At 32.3% G+C, this 21,533-nt stretch carries 8 protein-coding genes; 2 read left to right on the top strand and 6 right to left on the bottom strand.

What is annotated here, in order from left to right; all coding sequences use genetic code 11:
- The first annotated feature begins 34 nt into the window (after positions 1-34).
- Together FHK87_RS03255 and FHK87_RS03250 are read left to right on the top strand one after the other, a co-directional pair.
- Positions 35-3,232 carry a TonB-dependent receptor gene (locus FHK87_RS03255; RefSeq protein ID WP_140589711.1) on the top strand — a complete coding sequence of 1,066 codons (3,198 nt, stop codon included), beginning with the start codon at positions 35-37 and terminating at the stop codon, positions 3,230-3,232.
- Between the two features lie 120 nt (positions 3,233-3,352).
- Positions 3,353-3,829: a DUF6495 family protein gene (locus FHK87_RS03250; protein WP_140589709.1), complete on the top strand. Its 477-nt coding sequence runs from the start codon at positions 3,353-3,355 to the stop codon at positions 3,827-3,829.
- Between the two features lie 46 nt (positions 3,830-3,875).
- Here FHK87_RS03250 and FHK87_RS03245 read toward each other — a convergent pair whose 3' ends face one another.
- The 6 genes from FHK87_RS03245 to FHK87_RS03220 are packed head-to-tail and all read right to left on the bottom strand — an operon-like array spanning position 3,876 to position 21,532.
- A complete protein-coding gene (locus tag FHK87_RS03245) occupies positions 3,876-6,731 on the bottom strand; it encodes a T9SS type A sorting domain-containing protein (RefSeq protein WP_140589706.1) in 2,856 nt (951 codons plus the stop codon).
- 22 nt (positions 6,732-6,753) lie between these two features.
- Positions 6,754-8,847 carry a fibronectin type III domain-containing protein gene (locus FHK87_RS03240; RefSeq protein ID WP_140589704.1) on the bottom strand — a complete coding sequence of 698 codons (2,094 nt, stop codon included), beginning with the start codon at positions 8,845-8,847 and terminating at the stop codon, positions 6,754-6,756.
- Positions 8,847-13,706, bottom strand: a complete 4,860-nt coding sequence (locus tag FHK87_RS03235) for an Ig-like domain-containing protein (protein ID WP_140589702.1) — start codon at positions 13,704-13,706, stop codon at positions 8,847-8,849. Before FHK87_RS03235 ends, FHK87_RS03240 begins: the two co-directional genes overlap by 1 nt.
- Positions 13,707-13,745: 39 nt before the next feature.
- Positions 13,746-14,099: a hypothetical protein gene (locus FHK87_RS03230; RefSeq protein ID WP_140589700.1), complete on the bottom strand. Its 354-nt coding sequence runs from the start codon at positions 14,097-14,099 to the stop codon at positions 13,746-13,748.
- A gap of 54 nt (positions 14,100-14,153) precedes the next feature.
- Positions 14,154-14,609 carry a hypothetical protein gene (locus tag FHK87_RS03225; protein WP_140589697.1) on the bottom strand — a complete coding sequence of 152 codons (456 nt, stop codon included), beginning with the start codon at positions 14,607-14,609 and terminating at the stop codon, positions 14,154-14,156.
- Entirely contained in the window at positions 14,606-21,532 is a 6,927-nt protein-coding gene (locus tag FHK87_RS03220; protein WP_140589695.1) for a fibronectin type III domain-containing protein, read from the bottom strand. The genes FHK87_RS03225 and FHK87_RS03220 overlap by 4 nt, the downstream gene beginning before the upstream one ends.
- Position 21,533: the final 1 nt, after the last annotated feature.

Here is a 21,533-nt window from a genome sequence, read left to right as displayed (position 1 = left end):
TGAATTAACTTATAATTAACATTACAATCTTTAAATGAAAAAACTAATATTTTTATCAATCTTTGTATTGATAAGTAGCTTTGTAAATGCGCAAATCACAACTGCAAACATATCGGGGGTGGTTTATGATAACAATAACCAGCTACTACCCGGGGCTAATATTACAGCAGTACATGAACCTACTGGCACAAATTACGGTGGAGTTACTGACTTTGATGGTCGTTTTAATTTAAATAATTTACGGGTAGGAGGTCCTTATCAAATAACAGTAAGTTATGTAGGGTTTCAAAAACAAATTGTAAACGATGTCTATCTTCAATTAGGTCAAACATTTAATGTTAACGCAATTTTAGTTGAAGATGATAATCAATTAGAAGAGGTTGTGATAACTAGTAACAAGAGTAATACCTTTAGTAGTGAAAGAACAGGAGCAGAGACAAGTGTTGGAAGGAGAGAATTAAAAACATTGCCTACAATATCTAGATCTGCTGCAGATTTTACTCGACTAGAACCTACGGCTAGCGGTAATTCTTTTGGAGGAAGAAATGATCAATTTAATAATTTTAGCTTGGATGGGGCTATTTTTAATAACCCATTTGGCTTAGATGCTGCAACTCCGGGAGGACAGACTGATGCTCAACCAATTTCTTTAGATGCAATTGATCAAATACAAGTATCGACAGCTCCATATGATGTTACACAATCTGGGTTTACGGGAGCTTCTGTAAATGCAGTTACAAAAAGTGGTACAAATACTTTTAAAGGAACTGCCTATGGTTTTTTTAGAAATGAGGATTTAACAGGGGGAAAGGTAAGAGGAGATGATGTTTTTAAAAGTGATTTGGAACAAAGTCAATACGGGATTAGTTTTGGAGGACCGATCGTAAAAAATAAATTATTCTTCTTTGCCAACTTTGAGAGAGATCAACGGACTGATTTGGGCGCACCATGGTTGCCAAACACAGGTAGTGGAGTTATTAATGAATCTAGGGTTTTAGAATCAGATTTAATAGCAGTTAGTAATGCGTTGAGTGATCTAGGGTATAATACAGGAGCTTATCAAGGATTTACTTATGATTCTGAATCCACTAAAGGTATTTTTAAACTTGATTGGAACATCAATGATAAACATAGAGCAGCTATTATATATAATTTCTTAAGAGCCTCTAAGGAAACACCAGCCCATCCAACTGCATTAGGAATACGAGGTCCAAGTGCAGCAACATTACAGTTTGAAAATTCAGGATATGAGATTAATAATAATATTAATTCATTTCAGTTAGAAGTAAATTCTACTTTCTCAAACAAACTTGCAAATAAATTTCAAGCGGGATATACACATTTTGATGACTTTAGAAATCCTTTGTCTTCTCCAGCCCCTATAATAAGAATTGAAGACGGAGCAGGTTCTAATTATATTATTGCAGGTCATGAACCATTTTCAATCAATAATAAGTTAGATCAAAAAGTAATCCAAGCGACTAATAATCTTAATGTATTTTTAGGAGATCATACACTAACCGTTGGAGCTTCTTTTGAAATGTTTCGATTTAAGAACTCATTTAATTTAGGTGCATATGATAATTTTGAGCGTTTTCCTGAGTATTTTGGTACTTTTACAATCCCATTCGGAGATGATACCTTAGGTGCATATTCTTCTGTTCAAGAATTTTTAAATGATGCTGCCAATCCAGATGGATCACTTCAAAATAATTTACAATTTGCACAAAACCAATTTCAATCTTTAAATGCCGCAGGAGAAGGTAACGACGGAGGTTGGAAACTGGCAGAACTTAATGTTGGACAATTAGCCTTTTATATACAAGAAGAATGGAATGTTACAGAACGTTTTAAGTTTAGTTATGGACTTCGTGTAGATAAGCCGTTATATTTTGATACAGATGAATTGATTCAAAAATATATTGATACTGATAATGGAGCAACTAGAGATAATAGTACAGTGTATTTTGATCCATCTACCGGAGAAGAAGTTAATCTAGATTCTACAGTATTGCCTACAGATAAATTATTATTATCTCCTAGACTAGGTTTTAATTATGATATTAGAGGAGATAAGACATTCCAAATAAGGGGGGGGACTGGTATTTTTACAGGAAGACTACCTTTTGTGTGGATAGGTAATCAGGTTAGTGGGGCAGACGATGGTTTCTTTCAGATAGTAGATCCAGATTTTCAGTTTCCACAAGTATGGAGATCAAGTTTTGGAGTAGATTATCGCTTGAAGAATGGTATAGTTCTAACAGGTGATTTTGCATATACAGAGGATATTAATGGAGTTCATGTGCAAAATTGGGGATTGCGTAATCCAACACAAACATTAGAAGGTGTAGATAACAGACCTATATATGGCCCATCAGATAGAGGAGCAAATAATGCTTTTGTATTGACAAATTCTAATAAGGGAAGAGTGATTAATACTTCATTCAAAGCTGCTAAAAACTTTCAAAATGATTTATATGCCAGTGTTGCTTACAGTTTTTTAGATTCTAAAGATGTAAACTCTATAGAAGCAGAAATTACAGGAGATGCATTTGCTGGTAACCCAGCTTTGGGTAATGTAAATAATGATGTTCTTTCTTATTCACGATATGGAGATAGACATAGAATTATCGCTGTAGCTTCAAAGAAATGGACTTATGGTAGTGACAAATTTGCAACTACTATTTCTGGTTTTGCTGAATTTGCACAAGGAGGTAGGTTTAATTACACATATGCTGGTGATATTAATGGAGACGGTTCTGTATTGAATGATTTAATTTATATTCCTACTCAAGAAGAATTATCAACTTATACTTTTAGTGGAGCATCTTCTAGCGAAAGAGAGGCTCAAAGAGCTGCATTTGAATCATATATACAACAAGATGATTATTTAAGTGAGAATAGAGGAAGATATGCAGAAAGATATGGAGCTATAGCTCCTTGGAGAAGTCGAATAGATATGAAGTTTTTACAAGATTTTAATTTTAATGTGGGCGAAAGAATTAATACTATTCAATTAAGTGTAGATATTCTTAATGTTGCTAATTTGATTAATTCAGACTGGGGACTAGTACAACAACCTAATAATGTTCAGGTTTTAGGAGTAGATGTTGATAGTACTACTAATACTCCAATCTACTCATTTGATCCTAATCTGACAAGAACATTTGGATATGACTCAAGTCTTCAATCTAGATGGCAAGCTCAAGTAGGATTACGATATATTTTCTAGTTTATTAAAGTGAACTAAAATAAGAATGAAACCGTTTCTTAATCTTAAGAAACGGTTTTTTTATAAATAGTCATAAAAGAATACGCTTTTATAAGTACTTTTGCAGTCAATTTTTTTAGGATGAAATATCAAAGATTAAGTAAAGAGCAGTTGGAAGAACTACATGTTGAATTTATTAACTTTTTGGCAACACAATCAATAACTGCAGACGAGTGGAATGATATCAAGATTAATAAACCATCGGTAGCAGAAGAAGAGGTTGATATATTTAGCGATTTAGTATGGGAAAAAGTGCTTACTAATGCACAGTTTGTAGAGCATTTTTCTAAAAGCCAAATTCACTTATTTGATTTGCAAGAAGATCAAATGCATTTGATAGCTATAAAAGTTAATGATGAAGATATTGATGTCACTACACAAGAAGGGTATCAATGGTTACAAAATAATCTTTTGGATGATAAAGTTGTCTTCTATAATGCTACTAAAGAGTATGGAGAGGATAAAAATCTAGACAAATTCAAGCTTATCCAACAAGGGGGAACAATCACCAAAGGGGAATTGTACCAATATTTTGAAAATATGATTAATTTAAGATAAAAAACTTCGATTTTATTTAAAGAATCGAAGTTTTTTATCTTAAATATTAATTAATTATCATTTTTCTGATTTCTTTTCCATATGGGGTTTCGAGTACTATTGCATATACTCCTGAAGCTGCCTGTAAATCAAAGGGGATATCATACTTATTTTGTTTAGTAAGTTTCTGTTGATTGATTAATGAATTGTCAGCAAGGTTGAATATTTTGATGCTGATATCTTTTTCTTCTTTGAGCTCTATTTGTATATTGAATTGTCCACTAGAAGGATTAGGGAATACTTTAAATTGTTTAATATTGACTAATTGTTCCAATTGAGTTTCCTCTGGATTGTTTGCTGTTTCTCCTTCTATTACGAGTACTTTTTGAGAATAAGTATCCTGACAGTCTCCTAATTTTGCGATCATTGTTATCTGGTACTCTCCAGGTTTTTCGAAATAGAGTTCAGTAAGATCCTGATCTTGGGTAATAACATTAGCCTCTTTTGGTAGTATCCACTTAATTTGATCGGGAATGGGGAATGTCACGTCAATAATCACAAATTTTTCATTTGTAAATACTTGATTAGCATATAAGAACTCTGCTTTGATTTCTTTTATCGTTTCTTTTACCACTATACTATCTTGAGCAACACATCCTTTTCCACTGGTAACAGTTACAGTGTATGTACCTTCTTGATCTACATTTATTTCTGGGTCAGTACTTGTAAATCCATTATCAGAAGTCCAACTATATACTGCTCCGGGATCTTGTATTTCTGCTGATATATTTACTATTTGTCCTTCACAAAAGAAAGGATCTTCTCCTAGGTCGATAATAAATTGTGGAGGGTTTACAAACTCTACAGGAGTATCTATATTTGTTGCCAAGCATCCATTTTGATCTACAATACGATATATGTACAGTCCTGCTTTTACATTTTTTAGTTCAGTTCCTGTAGTGCTGAAACTAGGGTCTTGTAAATTTTCCCAAGTAGTTGTGTATGTTCCTGTTCCTCCGGTAATATTTATTTTAATACCAGCATCACTACCATTTCTACAGGATAATTCTTTTTTATCAAAAGTCGTTACCGTAATCACCTCAGGGCCTTCTACTTTAAATTCTTGTATTTGGGTATTTCCGCCATCATCAGTCACTATAACTTGATAGGTTCCAATCCCTACATTAAGAAGTGTAGGCTCAGTAGTTCCATCATTCCAAAGATAAGTATAATCAGATCCTGGATTAAGATATCCTTCGGTAGCGCTAGCAATGAGGTTAACTTTAGAATCAGAACAATCTACCACATCAGGTGTCATTCTAATATTAATGTCTATCGGTAAAGGATCTTCTAAGATAAATGTTTGAGTTGTAGAATCACATCCATTTGTGTCAGTTACTGTAACTGTGTATATCCCTTCAAATAGGTTAATTAAATTGGTATTTGTAGATCCCGAGGGGAGAGAGAAAGGGTTTCCATCCTTGGTCCATTGATAGGAGGTATAACTACCCGACCCGCCGGTTACTGATATTGCAATTCTTCCATTGTTACCATCAATTAAGGTAGGACTTTGGGTAAGTGGTAAATTAATCACATTAGGTATAGAAATGAATCGTTCAGCAACAGTAATTGTCGTACTATTGACTTGGCATCCTTTACTATCTTGAACTAATAAGGTATAATCTCCTTTAGAAAGCCCGGAAAAGAGAGTGTTTGTTTGCCAGTTACTTCCATTATCGATAGAATATTGATAGGGAGGCGTTCCACCAGAAGGCACAGCGGTAATACTTCCATCATTACCTCCTGCGCATTGTACAAGAGAAGTATTGCCGGTTACAGATAGGATGGGAGGGGTTGTTAGAGTAAATGGATTACTTTCATCATAAGCATCAGGTACAGAATTGATATTATCAAAAGATTGATTATTACTTTTGGTTTGCCAAAAGATTTTATAAGTTCCACTGGGAAGATTTCTTGGAGTCCATGTATAAGATCTTCCTGAGAAATCACTTTTTTGAATTACTTTAGAGGCATATCCATCAAAAGAAGTTCCAATTTGACGAAACACTTGCAGGTTCATTTTTTCTTGTTTGCTAGCATCGAGTTCTCTATCAAAAGTGATTGTAAAACTACCATTGTTATTATCAGTAGTATTGATACTATTGCTACAAGAAGGTTGAATATCAACCACTGGACCATCTAGCTCTGGAGAACAAGGCTCATATTTTAATATAATGGCATCAGAAGTATTATTGCTAGAAGAATCATTATTTAAGTATCTTAAAAAAATAAAGATATTAGAATTAGTACGTACACCAGTAAAATCTGATCCATTAAGAGTAAATTGCCTACCATGGTTTCCAAAAGGTTTTAGTTGTATTTCAGGACCACTTATTGAAGTTTTATAATGTACTGAGTATTCCATGTTTTCAGTACAATTATTGTAAGCTGTAAAAGTTTTAGATTGACATTCAGGAAATTCGTTACCTACAGAAGTATTTAAAGATCTTAAGTTCTCAAGTGGATATTGAGTGATATTCAAATTAGTAGTAATACCAAGATCACTTATTTGTGGAGTCGAAGGCTTTAAACAACTTCTTAAATTATATTTTCTTGTTTGTGAACCACCTCCCATTGAAGTGACATATCCGTACCTTAATATGTTTAGCTCAATTACTGGAGAGGATATTAATAAATCAACAACAACATTTTCTACTAGGTTTTGTACCCTTGGATGGCTAGCATTTATATTATATAAAACTTCTGATGTGCCGTTAGCATATTTAACTGAATATGTAGTACCTGAACCAAAATCGGGACCACTGTTTGCTCTTGCTGTAAACTTATAAGTAAACCGATAGGTTTGGGCATAAGTATTACAAAAAGCGGTTAATAATATTGTAAATAGAATAATTTTTTTCATTTTCTTATTTTTTGGTATCTTATCAGTACACTATTTCAATCTCTTTCCATTCACTAATACTACCATCATCAAAAATTACTTTGAAAGCATAGGTATAAGTTGTATTTGGGACTAAATTTTGATCTATCCAACCTCTTTCAGAGGGAGCAATTCGTTTATACAAGGTAAAAGGTACCTCAGCTGTTTTTCTATAAATTTGTAATTCGACTACTTTTTCGGGATTGAGTCGCCATGTTAATTGTATAAATTTATTTTCTCTATCTACTGTAGCATATAATCCTTTTACTCCCGGTTTTACTAACTTTCCAGGAAGATCAAGAGTAATCATAGGGCTAGGGGGACTTTCTAAACCACTTTGATCTACTGTAATAAGTGTATAATTGTATTTTTTTCCAGAGTTCGTTTTATCGTCTATAAAATTGGTAACCGAATCAATTTTAGTTTCAAATACTTTTTTCCAAGGATTGATTAAAGTATCATTTGCTTCAGCACGATAAACTACAGTAGAATTCCAATCGTCTACAGAACTATTAATCCAGGATAAAGCTACTTTTCCATCTTTAATTTCGTATGTCTTAAATACAGGTGAAGTAGGAGGTACTCTATCAGGTTTTACCAATACCAAAGTATCTGAAGGAATGGATTCATTGTAACGATTATCTAATGCAATCAACCGATAATAAACGGCTTTGTCAAAAGAAGTTATATCGATGCTATCGATATAGCTTTCGTTAATTAAATTAGCTTTGTTTAGTTTTGTGAATTCTTGGCCTTTACGGTATGCTCTTAATATATCATACCCTTTAAGGTCGAATTCGGTATTTTTATTCCAGGTAAGGGTAACAATTCCTAGTGTATCTATCACTCCATTAAGCCCTTGTGGTTTATTTGGAGGAATACTATCAATAGGTTGTATCATAGTTGGAGGGGATTCTTTAAAATCTTGATTCTTTCCGTGAGCTTTAACTTTAAAATAGTTGATATCTGATAATGGGCTATAACTAATTTTATTCTGCTCAGGAGAAATACTATCTATAACAGATTTGTAAGGGCCAACAGCCTTTTCTGCTCTGAGAAGTTCAAATTTCTTTAATTTCCATTGTTCTTCTTTAGAAAAGGTCCATTCTAACTCAACTTCTTTTTCAGAAATTATATTTGTGGATGAAAATACAGGTTCAGTTCTTATTTCTTTGAAGCCAATTAGTTCTACTGGGTTAGAAGAAGGACTTTTTTCACCAAAATAATTAATGCCTACAATACGATACCAATATTTTTTTCTAAATTCTGGAATAGAATCGGTATAAGAAACTCCAGAATAAGGAGTATCCGCTAATTTGGTTATAGGAACTTCGTTTACTTTTTTAAATATTTTTCCATCTTCTGAGCGCTCTAAATTATACCCTGTGTAAAATGGAAGCAGTTGATCATATTCCCATACTAATACAAATGAGTTTTTAAAGAAGTATCCAAAAAAGTCCATAGGTTTGGGTAGTTCTTCAATATCTTTAGGACTAATATATACTCCTGATGGTTCAATATCCATCCGTTTTTTAGGAATAGCACTTTTTATATTATAAATATATTTTTCATTTTCTTTTACATTTGTATCTATATATCCTAAACCAGCATATTGAGCAACTTCAAAATCTTGATCTATAGCAAATAATGAAAAACTAAATCGTTGATCTAATTCTTCACTTTCATAAAAAACTTTGAGTAATTCGTTTTCATTTTCATTGTTATTAACCTGAAAAGACTCTCCATAAATCGCTTGTGCAGCAATGGCTGCCATGTCATTTTTTTCAACAAAGTCTTTCCAATCCTCAACGGGTCTTGGTTTGATAGTATCGCCCGAAATGATGATTTTTTCAGGATTAAGTAATGGTTTTCCATCTCGTAAGACTGTTGTTCTTTCTACTACAAATCCGTATTGATTACTATATTTCCAAGCATACTTATCAGTAACTGCCCATCGAAGTAAAATAGTATCTGGTTTAGCAAATGCTTTAACTATGATTTTTTTAGAAGATTCCTGATCATCTTTTTTTTGTGCCAGAACCGAATTGACAAAACAGAAAAAGAAAATTGTATATAGGATGTGAAATCGTAGTATCATTAAAAATAATTTTTATAATCTAATTTAACTGTATTGCCTGATGTTTTGTTTGGCAACGTATATTGAAATTGTACTTGATATTTTTCAACATTTACATAGGGAAATATACCATTCATTAAATACTTGAATTTTTCATATGCTTCAGTATTTATAGGTACTTGACTTAAATATCGATTAACAATTACATATTGTAAGTGTACAAAATCTTGTTTGTAAGCTGCAGCTAGATTCCATCTAAAAGGGAATCTTTCTTCTAGATATGGATTTTCTGGATCATTTTGTAGATAGTGCTTGTATGTAAGTCCCGGATTTATATTCTTCATAGGAGGGGTTCCTAATATTTGCTCATCTCGGTTTACTCTGATATTATTATCCAAAGGATAGTTTTTGTAGAGTAGAGGGTATATTTCTTTCTCAAAATAATCATCAGATTTCATTCCTAGTCCACTTATTAGCGCTTTATTTTGGTTATATGAGGTTCCCATTACTTCATTGATGTCAAAAGGTTCAAATTGCTTGATACGAAGTTCCATTTGTGCTACATTTGAAGCCCCATCAAAAAAAGTATAATAATCTTCAATTTTGATAGCCCTCATCTTCTCTTTAAATGTATTATACTTACTTGTACTAAAATTGAATTCTAACCGGGTAAGGAATGCATCATTGGTAGCTGTTCCTGTGAGCGTATTTTGCGAAATTGATACATCATCATTAATGATATTAAAAGTTTCTTGACCATTTATCTCATTGTTTCCAAGATTAGATTTTGAGGTAACTAATTTATACGTTATCGCTGTTTTATTAGGTAGTTTTGGAAGAAGAAAACTTAATGCATTACTAACATTGTCATATGAAAATTTAACTTTGGTAATGTCTCCAGTCTGTGTGATAAAAAATAGTTCGTCTTTAAATCCTTGCTGATCAAATAGATAATCCTGCCCTCTTTCTAATTGAATATATCCGTTACTACTTTCTTTTGGAAGCATGTATCTTTGATCTACAATTGGATACATGTATTCAATATTTTTGTATGGGATTTTGGTAGGTGCTTCTCCTGTAGTAAACGTTACTGTTTTTTCTTCTAATACAGGTTGACCATTTTCCAGTACTGGTTTCCACTGGCCTCCTTTATATTCATTAAATTGAACTTTTACGGTTGCTGTGATTTTTGTTTTAGGAGATAAAATATCATCAGGTTCAAAAATTAAAATATCTTTGTTGTTATTCCATATCTGTTCTCCTAAAACAGTACTTTTATTATCAGTAACAGTAAATTCTTTTAATTCAATTTGATATTTTTGAGTTCCCTGATCGTCATCAATTTCTACAACTTCTCCAATAGGTACATTAAAAGCCACCTGTATGGCATCAAAAACATCTACATCACTAGAATTGTCTTCGGGTAAAATATCTGAAATAATTTCTACATTTTGTATTCCTGTTCTGCCTACAATTTCACATTCTTCACCAATAGTTACCTTTAATCTTGCTTGTATAGATACAACACCAAGCACTCTTACTTTTACTCCTGCATATCCTTTTACAAACCAAGGGTTAGGTAATTGTCCTTGTGCTAGTACTGCTAATCCAGCTTTTAGAATAGGAACTCTCTTTCTAAATCCAAATAGTTTTATTTGAGCACCAATTTCTCCTTGTAAGAACGCATATAATTGACCTGTAGCATACCAACCATTCATTCCTATCGGACCAGATCTACCTTTACAATGTGCATCTCCAAAATCTTTCATCATTAAATCGAATCCAACACCTGCTTGTACAGAAGCATAGACAATACCCCAATCAAAACTTTTTCCGACTTCAACATAAGCACCAAAAGCGTATCCGGTTCCTTGAGCAAGCTGACTATTGAAGTTTCTTCCAAATAATAGCTCATCACCTTTTAAATTTAAAATATTTATGACTTGTGGTTTTGGCTGAGCAGGATCTGGTAAAATCGTTCCTGTCATATAATATAAATCAAAAGCTGCTTCAACAGGACCAATAGGAATTCCGGCAACACCAAAGCGTTTTGTAGGAGTTCCAATGTAAATATACCAATCGTTTGGTGCATCATAGAATTCAATGTACCCTAGTCTGTTTTTCTCTCCTGCACCTTTAATCTGACCCAAATTAAGGAATACATCAAACATACCCCAATATGTGTCATTCCTAAAATCAAAGTCAATTGCAAGTTGTGCTGCAAACTGTTCTTTGCCTGTTAAAATATTAGGAAATACATTGGTTGCAAAATATTTAATACCTTCCTTATCAATTGACATTTCGCTAAAGTTAGGAATGGTTTTTTCTTTATCTGCCAGTTTCTTTTGCATTCCTGCAACATCACCAAATGGACTACCAGAATCTCCACCACTTTTTCCTGTCATTAATGCAGCACCTCCGTAAAATCCAAGCCTACTCAAACCACCTCCAGCCGATGGGCTATTAAAACTCATTTCTATTGCAAAAAGACCTGTAAAAGTAGCTGCTTTTTTGACTTTAAAAGAAGCCATAGCTTTAAATCCAAACTCAGTATTGATATCGGGGCGATAATAGATACCAGATAAACTTTCTGCTCGCTTATCAATTCCTGCTTTTTGCATATGATGATATACACCCCCGCCTAACTCTATAATCTGAAGACTTTTATTATTTTTATTAGAGGTTGGACTCCCAAAGGCATCGACATACCAATAACGGAAATCATCTTTTTTACCAAAAATTCCTTTTGCTTTGAGTTCTATTTTTAGACTTTCTGCATACAAATTAAGTTTACCTGATAGCCCCTTACCGTATACCGGGTTGTTTTTAAAGAAATTCAATTCTCCGTAAAACTCAAAATTTTTACGTTTTACATCAACTTTTACAGCATCTGCTGCTATTTTATCAAATTTCCATTTAAGATAATCTCCTTCTTGCAGTTTTCCTACAATTCTAATTCTTACATCTCCTTTGATACCTGATTTATCAAGATTTACATAACTATTAAGACCAATTTCTGCTCGATCATCAGGATACATTTTAGCTTTAATATCGTAAAACCCTAATTGGAATCCTGAAATTTTTGGCAAGGCTATTGTGTCTTTAAAGCCCATATATTTAATAGAAAGATAGGGCTTGTTTCTGGTCTGTATTTTAAAATTCTGAAAAGCAAGTCCATCAAAACTTAAAGATTCAATATCACTAGTATCGGTATCTTCATTTTGTGAAGAAATGTTGTTCAGAGAGTCTTTTTGGGCTTTGTTAAAAGCCATTAAACCGGTGAGATTAGCTTCTGGGTAAAAATTACCATTATCAACTTCCATTTTAATATAAGACTCAGGAAACAGTTTTGCTTTCGATTTGAAAATGTTAAAATCTACATCTTTGGTGACTTCTACACGTATTGTATATTGTTTATTCGCAGTAATCAATCCTTTGTACTCTAGTTCGCCATTACCATTTTTATCAGCCTCACTAATGGGGAGTACTAGTTTTCCATTGAAGTCGGCTTTAATAAAATGATTGACCTGTAGATCTACATTTAGAGAATCTAAAGAATATTGCCATTTACCGGCATTTCCTTCGTTAATATTAAATAGATTTGAAGCAAAGAAATTACCTGATACTCCAAAATTATCAATAAGTAATCCTCTTGCACCAAAAGAGATACGTTCTTTGGATTTTGTGATTTGAAATTCTTTAGGTAATGTCACTGTTACTTCTTCGCCATAAAACCCTCTCCATAATTCTTTTTGATCGGCAGGGATTAACTGTCTTTCGTTATATATAGTAGGAAAATTAACGAGAGGCGAATTTTTGGTATCACTTAAATCGAGTACTACATTTTTCATTTTGAATGCCCAGCCGGGTAGGGGAACCAATTCAAATTTTGGTAAATCAAGTTCTATCAACAGATCTTGTAAAGACTCTGCTACGAAGCTAAAGCTTGCTCCAACATAGCTTTCATTTCCAGCTATTTTTTTACCATCTTGTGGTTTTGTTTCAGCAGGGAATTTTTTGGTACCATCTTCATTCAGAGGAATAGCTACGGTTTTAGCGATTCTCACATCGGCTTCGAGAGCAATTTCTTTAACTTTTCCGGTACAATCTATAGTTATATAGGTTTGTTTTGTGACATTACCATCACTTTCTAAACCTCCTTTAAAGGTAATTGCCCATTGCCCACCACTTTGTCCAACAGGGAAATCACCTAATAAATGTAATTGTGCTTCACCATAAATTCCACCTTCATGCGATAATTTTACATTACTTGCTCCAAAAAATAATTCAGTACTTAATTCACCAAGGGTCAATTTTGCAAAAAGATCGACCTCGGCATAGTTTGCATGTAGTTTTGCTTTTACGATACCAATAGTAATTGAGGAACTAGGGGATACGCTTTTTTTTAGGCCTACAGGAAACTGAAGTAATTCTTTACCACTAATAACATTAATAAAATTCTCTTGTTTCTCAATTTCTTTAAATAAAGCCTTAGCGGTTTTAACCAGAGAATCAGTTTTTGGTGTAGGTTTATAGATCTTTTTGATATAATCTTTTGTAAACTCTGCTACCCCTTGAAAGAAATTTTCGTTAGGTATATTTACATTGGTCATAGCATGTTCTAACTCAGGAAAAGAACGAAACTCTTTGGTGTCGTATTTTCGTAGTATATATGCTTTACTAGCTTCATTGATTTTACGTTTGGCCTTAAAAGCAGCAAGTCTTTCTAAAGCTTCTGTATCTAAACCTTTTACAGCAGGGTTCTCATACAAAGGAGAAATAGGTTGCTTATCCTTAACCAATAATGAATCTTTTCCTGTATTAGCGAATCCTGCTACAGACAGAAACAAAGCGAGTATGAGGAGGTAATGGTTTTTCATGCTATTTTGGGTTGTTTACTATTTTATTTACTTAATAAATCAAAAATCAAATTCTGATTTTTGATTTGGTATAAAATGATATTCAACTAAATTTTCGTCTAACAATAGTTCTGGGGAGAGGATTGTAAATTCTCTTTTTTTTGAAAATTTAGAGTCTGGGTCGATTGTAATTTCTATTATATTATTTACAATTTTATATGTATCCTTACTATTAGATTCTGAAATACATTTATTTATATCAAAAGAATTTTGATTTTCCGTAATATCACGTATAATTTTTTTATTATTTAAAAAGATCAATATTTTATGGTCTTGACTTTCAAATTTATGTCCAGCATGCCAATCCTCACTTTTAAAAGCTTCTGATATGTAATAACCGTCTTTTTTTATCATATTTATATTTTATTTCTAGTGCTAGTATCCATGGGTTTTACGAAGAAGTTAATGTTAATTATAATTATCTTCCTCAATTTTTATGTATAGAGGAGAATTAGTATCTATACAACTATCAACTATAGTAAGTAACTTATTGTAGGTTATTATTTCTCGATCAAGAGGGGGAGGCATTAAACCTAAACCACCTATAGAAATTTTTTTACCTAATATTTCTACTATTTCCCTAGGATTTTTCTTTAACCATTTTTTTAGTTCCTTATCGGTAATATTCTCTGGAGGGCTTTCTTTCTTATCTAATAAACAAGATAATCGCTTAACTATATTTTCTTTTAATTTATATGTGTCATTGTAAGTAAAAACTCTTACTGACCGATCATCTTTTAAGTCAATCCAAGTTTTAATTTTCTGATATATATGACTGTAGTCTCTAAAACTTAATCTTTTTCCTCCGTTCCGGAAGAAATCATTATTATCTATTGATATTTTATTACTAAAAACTATCATCATTTATAAAAAATTATATGAACTTCATCCAAATTATCTATTGTAAAATCTGGATCAAACTCAACTTTATTAAACCCTTTTTCTTTGGCAAATTTACCTATCGTCGTTTCAAAAGCAGCTTGTTCCTTAGTCATACCTTGGTTTAAGGCTTCTTTAAACTTAGTTAAATTAATTGATTCCCCTCCATAGTCTTTATAAAGGTTTACATCCTTTTTAAACAAACCGTAAAATCCATCTATTTCTACCTTATTGTCTAACAACTTAAAGGCATCAGTATTCATGATTTTCCCTAGTCCACTCACATTGTTGTTTACTACTTTTGGCATTTGTAAATCTCCATAAAGTATATCCTTACTTTTGAGTTTACTATATTCTAAGTATAGTGAAGGGTCAATTATTTCATAGTTAGGTATATGTGAAGGAGACATTTTATATTGTTGATTTTTAATTAAACCATTTCCACCTATAAAATCGGTATAAAAATATCGTAATTCTTTTCCACCTTTTCCAATAACTCTTTTTAGTTCTCCTGTAATATTTCCTGCTTCATCAATTAGCGAAAATTTATTAATATTAGCTTTTCCTAAATCATTAATATTTACAGGTTGTACAATTTTTTTAACAATATTAGAGCTATTGTTGATATTCTTAATAAACCTAAACTTAATAGTGTCATAAACATATCCTTGCTCAGATAGTAATTTTACTTCATTTCCAAATCCTGTTATTTGTTTTAAAACAACTTGATCTTTTAACGTTTTAAGATAGTCTGCCAGATCTTGTGGAGTTCTAATTCTATTAACAGGAACATCATCTAGGGATTTAAATAGTAAATTTAGTTCCATAGGGTTTGATGCAGCCCAAATATCATCTGATCGGTTGATAGCTGCCATTAGCCATGGCTTGTTATATTCTTCCCAAAACTTAGTCCAATCAGTTATTTTTTCATCAGCAACGTTAAGTACATTATACCCTCCTTTTTTTGGACCAAATTGTTGCGTTTTGAGGTCTCCCAACAGTTCTGGAATTAATTCTTTCATGTCTCCTTGGAACCATGGGTATCGCTTATAATTACCTACGATAGTAGTCGTGGTACTTGGATTAGAAATAATAGCAGCACCACTAGAAACATTAAGATTAACACAACTTCCACCTGAACATTGCCCATGGTAAGCTTTCAGTTTACTAAGTAGTCTATTAAAACCAAAATCATTTACTACATCAATATTGTGTATACCCTCATATACTCCTAATAATTCTCCTCTTCCTGTAAGTTCATCAAATTTTCCAAATACTAAATTTCCTGTCTTTTGATCACCTAGATTATCAATTTTGATGATATAATCATCCTTAATAAAAAAAGAGTGTTCCTTAGAAACATTGTTCCATATTGTTTTTGCATCTATTGTTGAACGGAATCCTTCAATATTATTTGTCCATGAAATATTTTTAGGATTAGTTGCGGACGTGAACACTTCCGCCTTGATAACAGCATTATTTAATATAGGTTTAAGATAATATTTTCCAGTACTTACATCCTTTACAATATCTATATCTCCTGCAATCATTTTTCCATTTTGTAGAAATTGCAAGCCTGTGGTTATATCTGAAGATTTTGTTGTTACACTATTTAATGTTCCTACTTTTTTAGTAATAGTGACATTTTGTGGTAGTAATTGTATATTATTTCCTGTTAAAGAAATTGTATTGTCAACAAAATCAATCTTTGAAAGAGTAGTAATTGTCTTTTCTCCTTCTTTTACTACTAAGTTTCCTTTATTTACAGTTAATGCAATGTTTTTTATAGCATCGTCCATAGAAAGAAATAATTGAATCCTGATATTTAAAAGTTCTTCATAAATTCTGGTAACATTTTGTACCCTATTGAACTTTCCAGAATTAATTGCTTTTAAAACGTCATCAATTCTTCCAATAAAATCTTTGATTTGAATTATATTTCCTTCTTTTAATAATGCTTCAGCATTTTTTCTTGCAGTATTTGTCGATAATGTAAACCCTTCTATAAGGACATTATCATTTGCTAAAGTATTTAGACTAGTTGGTTTGGTTTTAAATTTAAAAATGCCTGATATACTCTTAACTGCTAGTCCTAAATTGTAAATACCATAAATTGCATTCCAGGTATTTAATCCCTCTTGTCCATACTGCTTAATAAATTCTTCTTCATTAGTTGCAATTACTATATCTATAGTAGCTAGTCCTATTTCAGTAACTAACAAAAGAGTAGATGCTCCTGCAGTAAATGGTGCTGAGATAATCGCTATACAATCTAAAAATACTCTAGCGGCTACCGCTTGGTTTTTACCATTAATAGCTTTACTTATCCAATGTAAAGTTATGGCTGGGACAATTATTTTATCATGTCGTTTAAATTCTTTACCATTAACTTCAAAATCTTCTAGTATATTTAATATAACAAAATCATAAGGAGAGTAATTGTTTTGAAAAATTGTACTATTGCTTGATATCCATTTCCAATAATCCTCTATTTTTGAGAAATCGATGTAATTAGAAGTTACTGATATATCAATAGATCTTTTGGCTAATAAAAATTTAGAATCTAATTTGTAGAATAAAGTATGATCTCCATCAGATTGAATATCTGCTGTACCTGTAAAATCAAAATTTCTTATAGGTATTACATTAAAATTACTTAATTCTCCTAAGTCAAACTCATTTCTAATGTTGTTAGTATATACATCGTAATCTGAAATGTTTTGATCAATTTCACGACGTTTTGATCCTCCATTAGTTAATTCATCTAGTAACCATTTATTGATAAGCTCTATAACCTTATCCAATTGAGGATTATCATTATCGAAAATAAATTCATCATTCAACATATCGAAGAGACCTTTTAGTACTAAAAAATCATTATTGCCATCAGCATCATGATCTCTTAGAAAGTCTAATAACAATTGTTTGTTTACATTAGATTTGTCTGCATCAATAAAAATCTTATAAATTAAATTTTCAGTCTCATTACCAATATCATCAGTAGTGATAGTTGCAAAATAAAAAACATCCTCTCTGAGACTATCATAATAACTTTGAAAAGAGTAATCTCCCTCTGAATCAATGAAATCGACTGTAAATGCTTTTAAAATATTTATTTTATCCTGAAATGAAAGTTGATCCCAAAAACAATCCCAATTATCTGACTGAACGTTATTAATGTTTTCAGTATCAAAAACACTAGAAAATATTGAAAGAATATGACTTGCGTCAGCATCCTTTTTTATATTAAAATCCTTTACTTTCTTTGCGATTTCAGCATAATAATTAATATCATATTTTTCCCAATGCTTCACTAAACTTAAAGCATTAAATTTAGAAGCTCCTTCTTCGTGTGATGGTTTAAAAATTATCTCTTCTTTATCAGAATATTGAGGTGTACCGTTGTTAAATGAGGTTACTTCCTGATAGGTTCTTGTGATATTTTTTAAAATCTCTCCTGGTACACCAGTCTTGAAACAGCCTTTTAGTATTTGATGTTCTTGTAATTGTGTAGCATGGATAAAGACGTAAGCATCATTATCATAAAATTTAGAACCATCAAAACCTGATGCATCAATATGATTAGCAATAAATTGTTTTACTTCATCATCATAATCAGGGTCAAAAGTCACTTCAATATCTTCAAAATTAGAAGTTGACTTTAACTTGTCTGTAAGAAAGTCATATTTCTTGATTTTACCTGTATAACCTCCTTCATTTGGTTTGATATCTATTTTTCCTACCTTAAAATAAATATTGGTATTACTTTTAGATATTCTTGGATACCCAATAATTGCTGAGCTATAATTATTACTTGTAAATTGATCTATATATTTCTCAGAACACCCACTACCTTTGGCGGAATATCCAGTAAAATTGTCCTGTCCGCATATTCCACATTTTACATAAACTTTTTTACCTATAGCAAATTCTTTTAAAGTTCCGAATGGCACAATAGTAAAATCAGAACAATCATTTAGTTTAAAAGTATCACCTGTACTGAAAACTACCTTGGTAATATTTTGAGGTAGGGTAATTGGTCTTCCTGCCAAAGACAAAAATGTAAATGTTCCATCCTTATTAGCAAACTTTTTTAAAGCTTCTATGTTAGTAACAATAGCACTCTCACCTCCAGAATCATCTTGAAACAAGAACAAATCCAAATCAGGATCACTCATTGTAGCCCAATTAGGGTATCCTAGTTCGGTTCCATCGCCATAGTCCATTAACCATGTACTAGCATTTCCTGAATTATTAAAATCTTCACCAAAAGGATGGGTAAGTTTAAATACACCATGCCCAAGCTCGTGTGCTGCTACCTTGAGAGCTGTATCTTTCTTCTCCAGACCTTTCCCCAAATGATTTTCAAAAACAAAGCCCCATTGCCTTGCCTTTGGCATAAAACCACTTAGAGGTTTTGATACTTTAAGATCTTTACCTAATACAAATATGAAGTATTGTCGAGAATCGTAATCAGGGTATTGCTTTTTGAATTCCTGGTATATATTCTTAAGTTCTGTTGGGTAATCTGATAATAATCCGCTTCCATCATAATCTATAATGTTATTATTGTTCTGGTCCCAAGAGCTTTGTGCTATGGTAATATCTATAACATTTGGTTTGACTTTGAATCTACCGCCAGCTACTCCAAAAATGGAATTTAAACCCTGTTCAAAATTAGAAATGTTATTACCTCCATTTACAGTAACCACCTGTATTGGAATTTCATTTTGTTTTATTATATGATGTATAAAGAAATTTGCAGCAATTTTATATTTGTTTGAAGAAGGGTCTAAATAGGTAACTACACATTCTTCAGTGCGGCATGGATTCACGCCAGAAATAGTGATCTTAAATGTGTTTGTCCCAGATACTCTTTCATGTTTGATAGTTGTGTTTTTTACCGTTTTTATGATTAAACTATCAATATTAATTTGAGAATTGCTAATTTTTATATCAGCATAAAAAATATCATTTTCTCCTTGTACTGCTGCTTTATGAGCAGGGTAGTAAGATTGCCCCGATGTGCTACTAATTTTGGGATAATTGGCATTTTCATATTCATTATTCGCAAGATCTAATGCGAATCGAGTATCATCACCAGTTCTAAAAGTTACACTGACATCATCATTGGTAATCATATCGACATAAGAGTCTTCTATAGTTCCGGTATGAGGTCCTTTTCGTATTCCATCCGTATTATCGGCAGTAAGTTGAGGAGAAGGGTCTGATTGTCCAGTTTGTGAGATATTTCCATCTCTATCTATGGTATAGCTATCTCCATTAGCATCAGTAATCGTATAGCTGTCTCCTTCATCATAATCAAAGGTATCAGTAGTCCCATCAGGTTTGGTAATTACAATTTGTCCGTCTACAATACTGATATCATTTTCATCAATATCATAATCTAGGTTGATCGTTTCATTATCTCCTCCGGTAAAAACATCGACAATATCTTCACCAACATCTATGACTTCATCAATATCAAGGATATTTCCCCATGTTGGATCATATACTGTTATAACAGTTCCTTCGGCAAGTTCGTTTTCATTATTCACAAAGATATTAGTGAAATTTACAGCGACTTTTATGTTTTTGAAATAAGGAAAAGAAACATATCCTTTACCGGTAAATCTACCATTGGTTCCACTTACTTCGGTCACTTTCACAGGAAAGTCTCCTGCATTGAATATGTTTCCAGGAAGCAATTGCTCCAAAGGCTCCATGTTATCAATATTAAGATCTGGAGAGATTCCACAATTAATAAGACTTTCTTCATCATCTTCAAGCAGAGTAGTAAAAGTTTGCAATACAGAATATTCACTTTCAGAAATGGCACATTTTTTACTTACTTGGTACTCATAAGTAGCATCAGGGCGCAAATCCCATAATGTAACCCAATTACCAGTTGTTTTTGTAAAAAACCATTCATTATTCTTACCTTTTTCACGATAGCGAACTGTAAATTGAGGAATATCGGTTGTAAAATCTTCCCATGTAATATTGGCTTGTTGAGCTCCCTTCACTTCATGTTGTACATTATCAGGGGTCTCACAGGGAGCTATGTAATTAAACCAAAAAATTTCGCTAAATCCATTATTATTAAAGATTCCGATTTCTTCAGCTCCATTTAGTGCTTTAGCTTGTACTCTCCAGGCGTATCTTTTATTGGATAGTAATAGTGGGTCTGCAGGACCATAAAGATAAGAAGTGTTGATTGTAGTTGTTTGAAATATAGGCGGAGATGCTAGAAAAGCAGCTTGCGGATCTATCGTTTGATCCCATATTTCAACAATACTTAACTCATATTGCACATTACTTACATTTATGTGTCTTGGTGTCCATTGAAAAAATAAATTTAGAGGATTTTGCTCTCTTACTTCTATTTTGTTGTTTGGGGCAATAAGTATTGGAGGTTCATTTTGGAAAATATATGTTGTCGTACAAGTTTTTTGAGAGATTCGTGCTCCAGTAAGACTGTCATAGACTTCAAAACAAAATTGATAAGATCCCTCCGGAATAGGTTGACCATAAACAGAAGGGGAAATACCAGTGATATTTTTAAAGTCGAAATACGGAGCAAGTTCAGCACTGGTTAGGTTTAATGGTATTCCTCCTTCTATAAATAGAGAAAGAGCATCGACAACAATATCATTACTTTCAAAACGAATTCCATTTCCTTCAAAAAAAGCTTTTAATCTTATTTCTCTATTTGATTGAAAAAGATCATTTAATAAAATCTGTAGTCGTAAAGGGCCATTTATTGAAGAAACATCCGCATAAGAAGAAAAATATATTGGAGCTGGAGGCACGTTTTGGGGTACAATTGTAACCGGAAAAGTTTGTGCCAGCACACTTTCTAAAATTAATATAGTGGTTAAGAATAGAAAATATAATTGTCTCTTCATA

It is taken from the genome of Aquimarina algicola, from assembly GCF_006443095.1.
GTDB lineage: Bacteria > Bacteroidota > Bacteroidia > Flavobacteriales > Flavobacteriaceae > Aquimarina > Aquimarina algicola.
The sequence above is the reverse complement of the archived record's forward strand: the minus strand, read 5'-3'. Positions and strand labels throughout refer to the sequence as shown.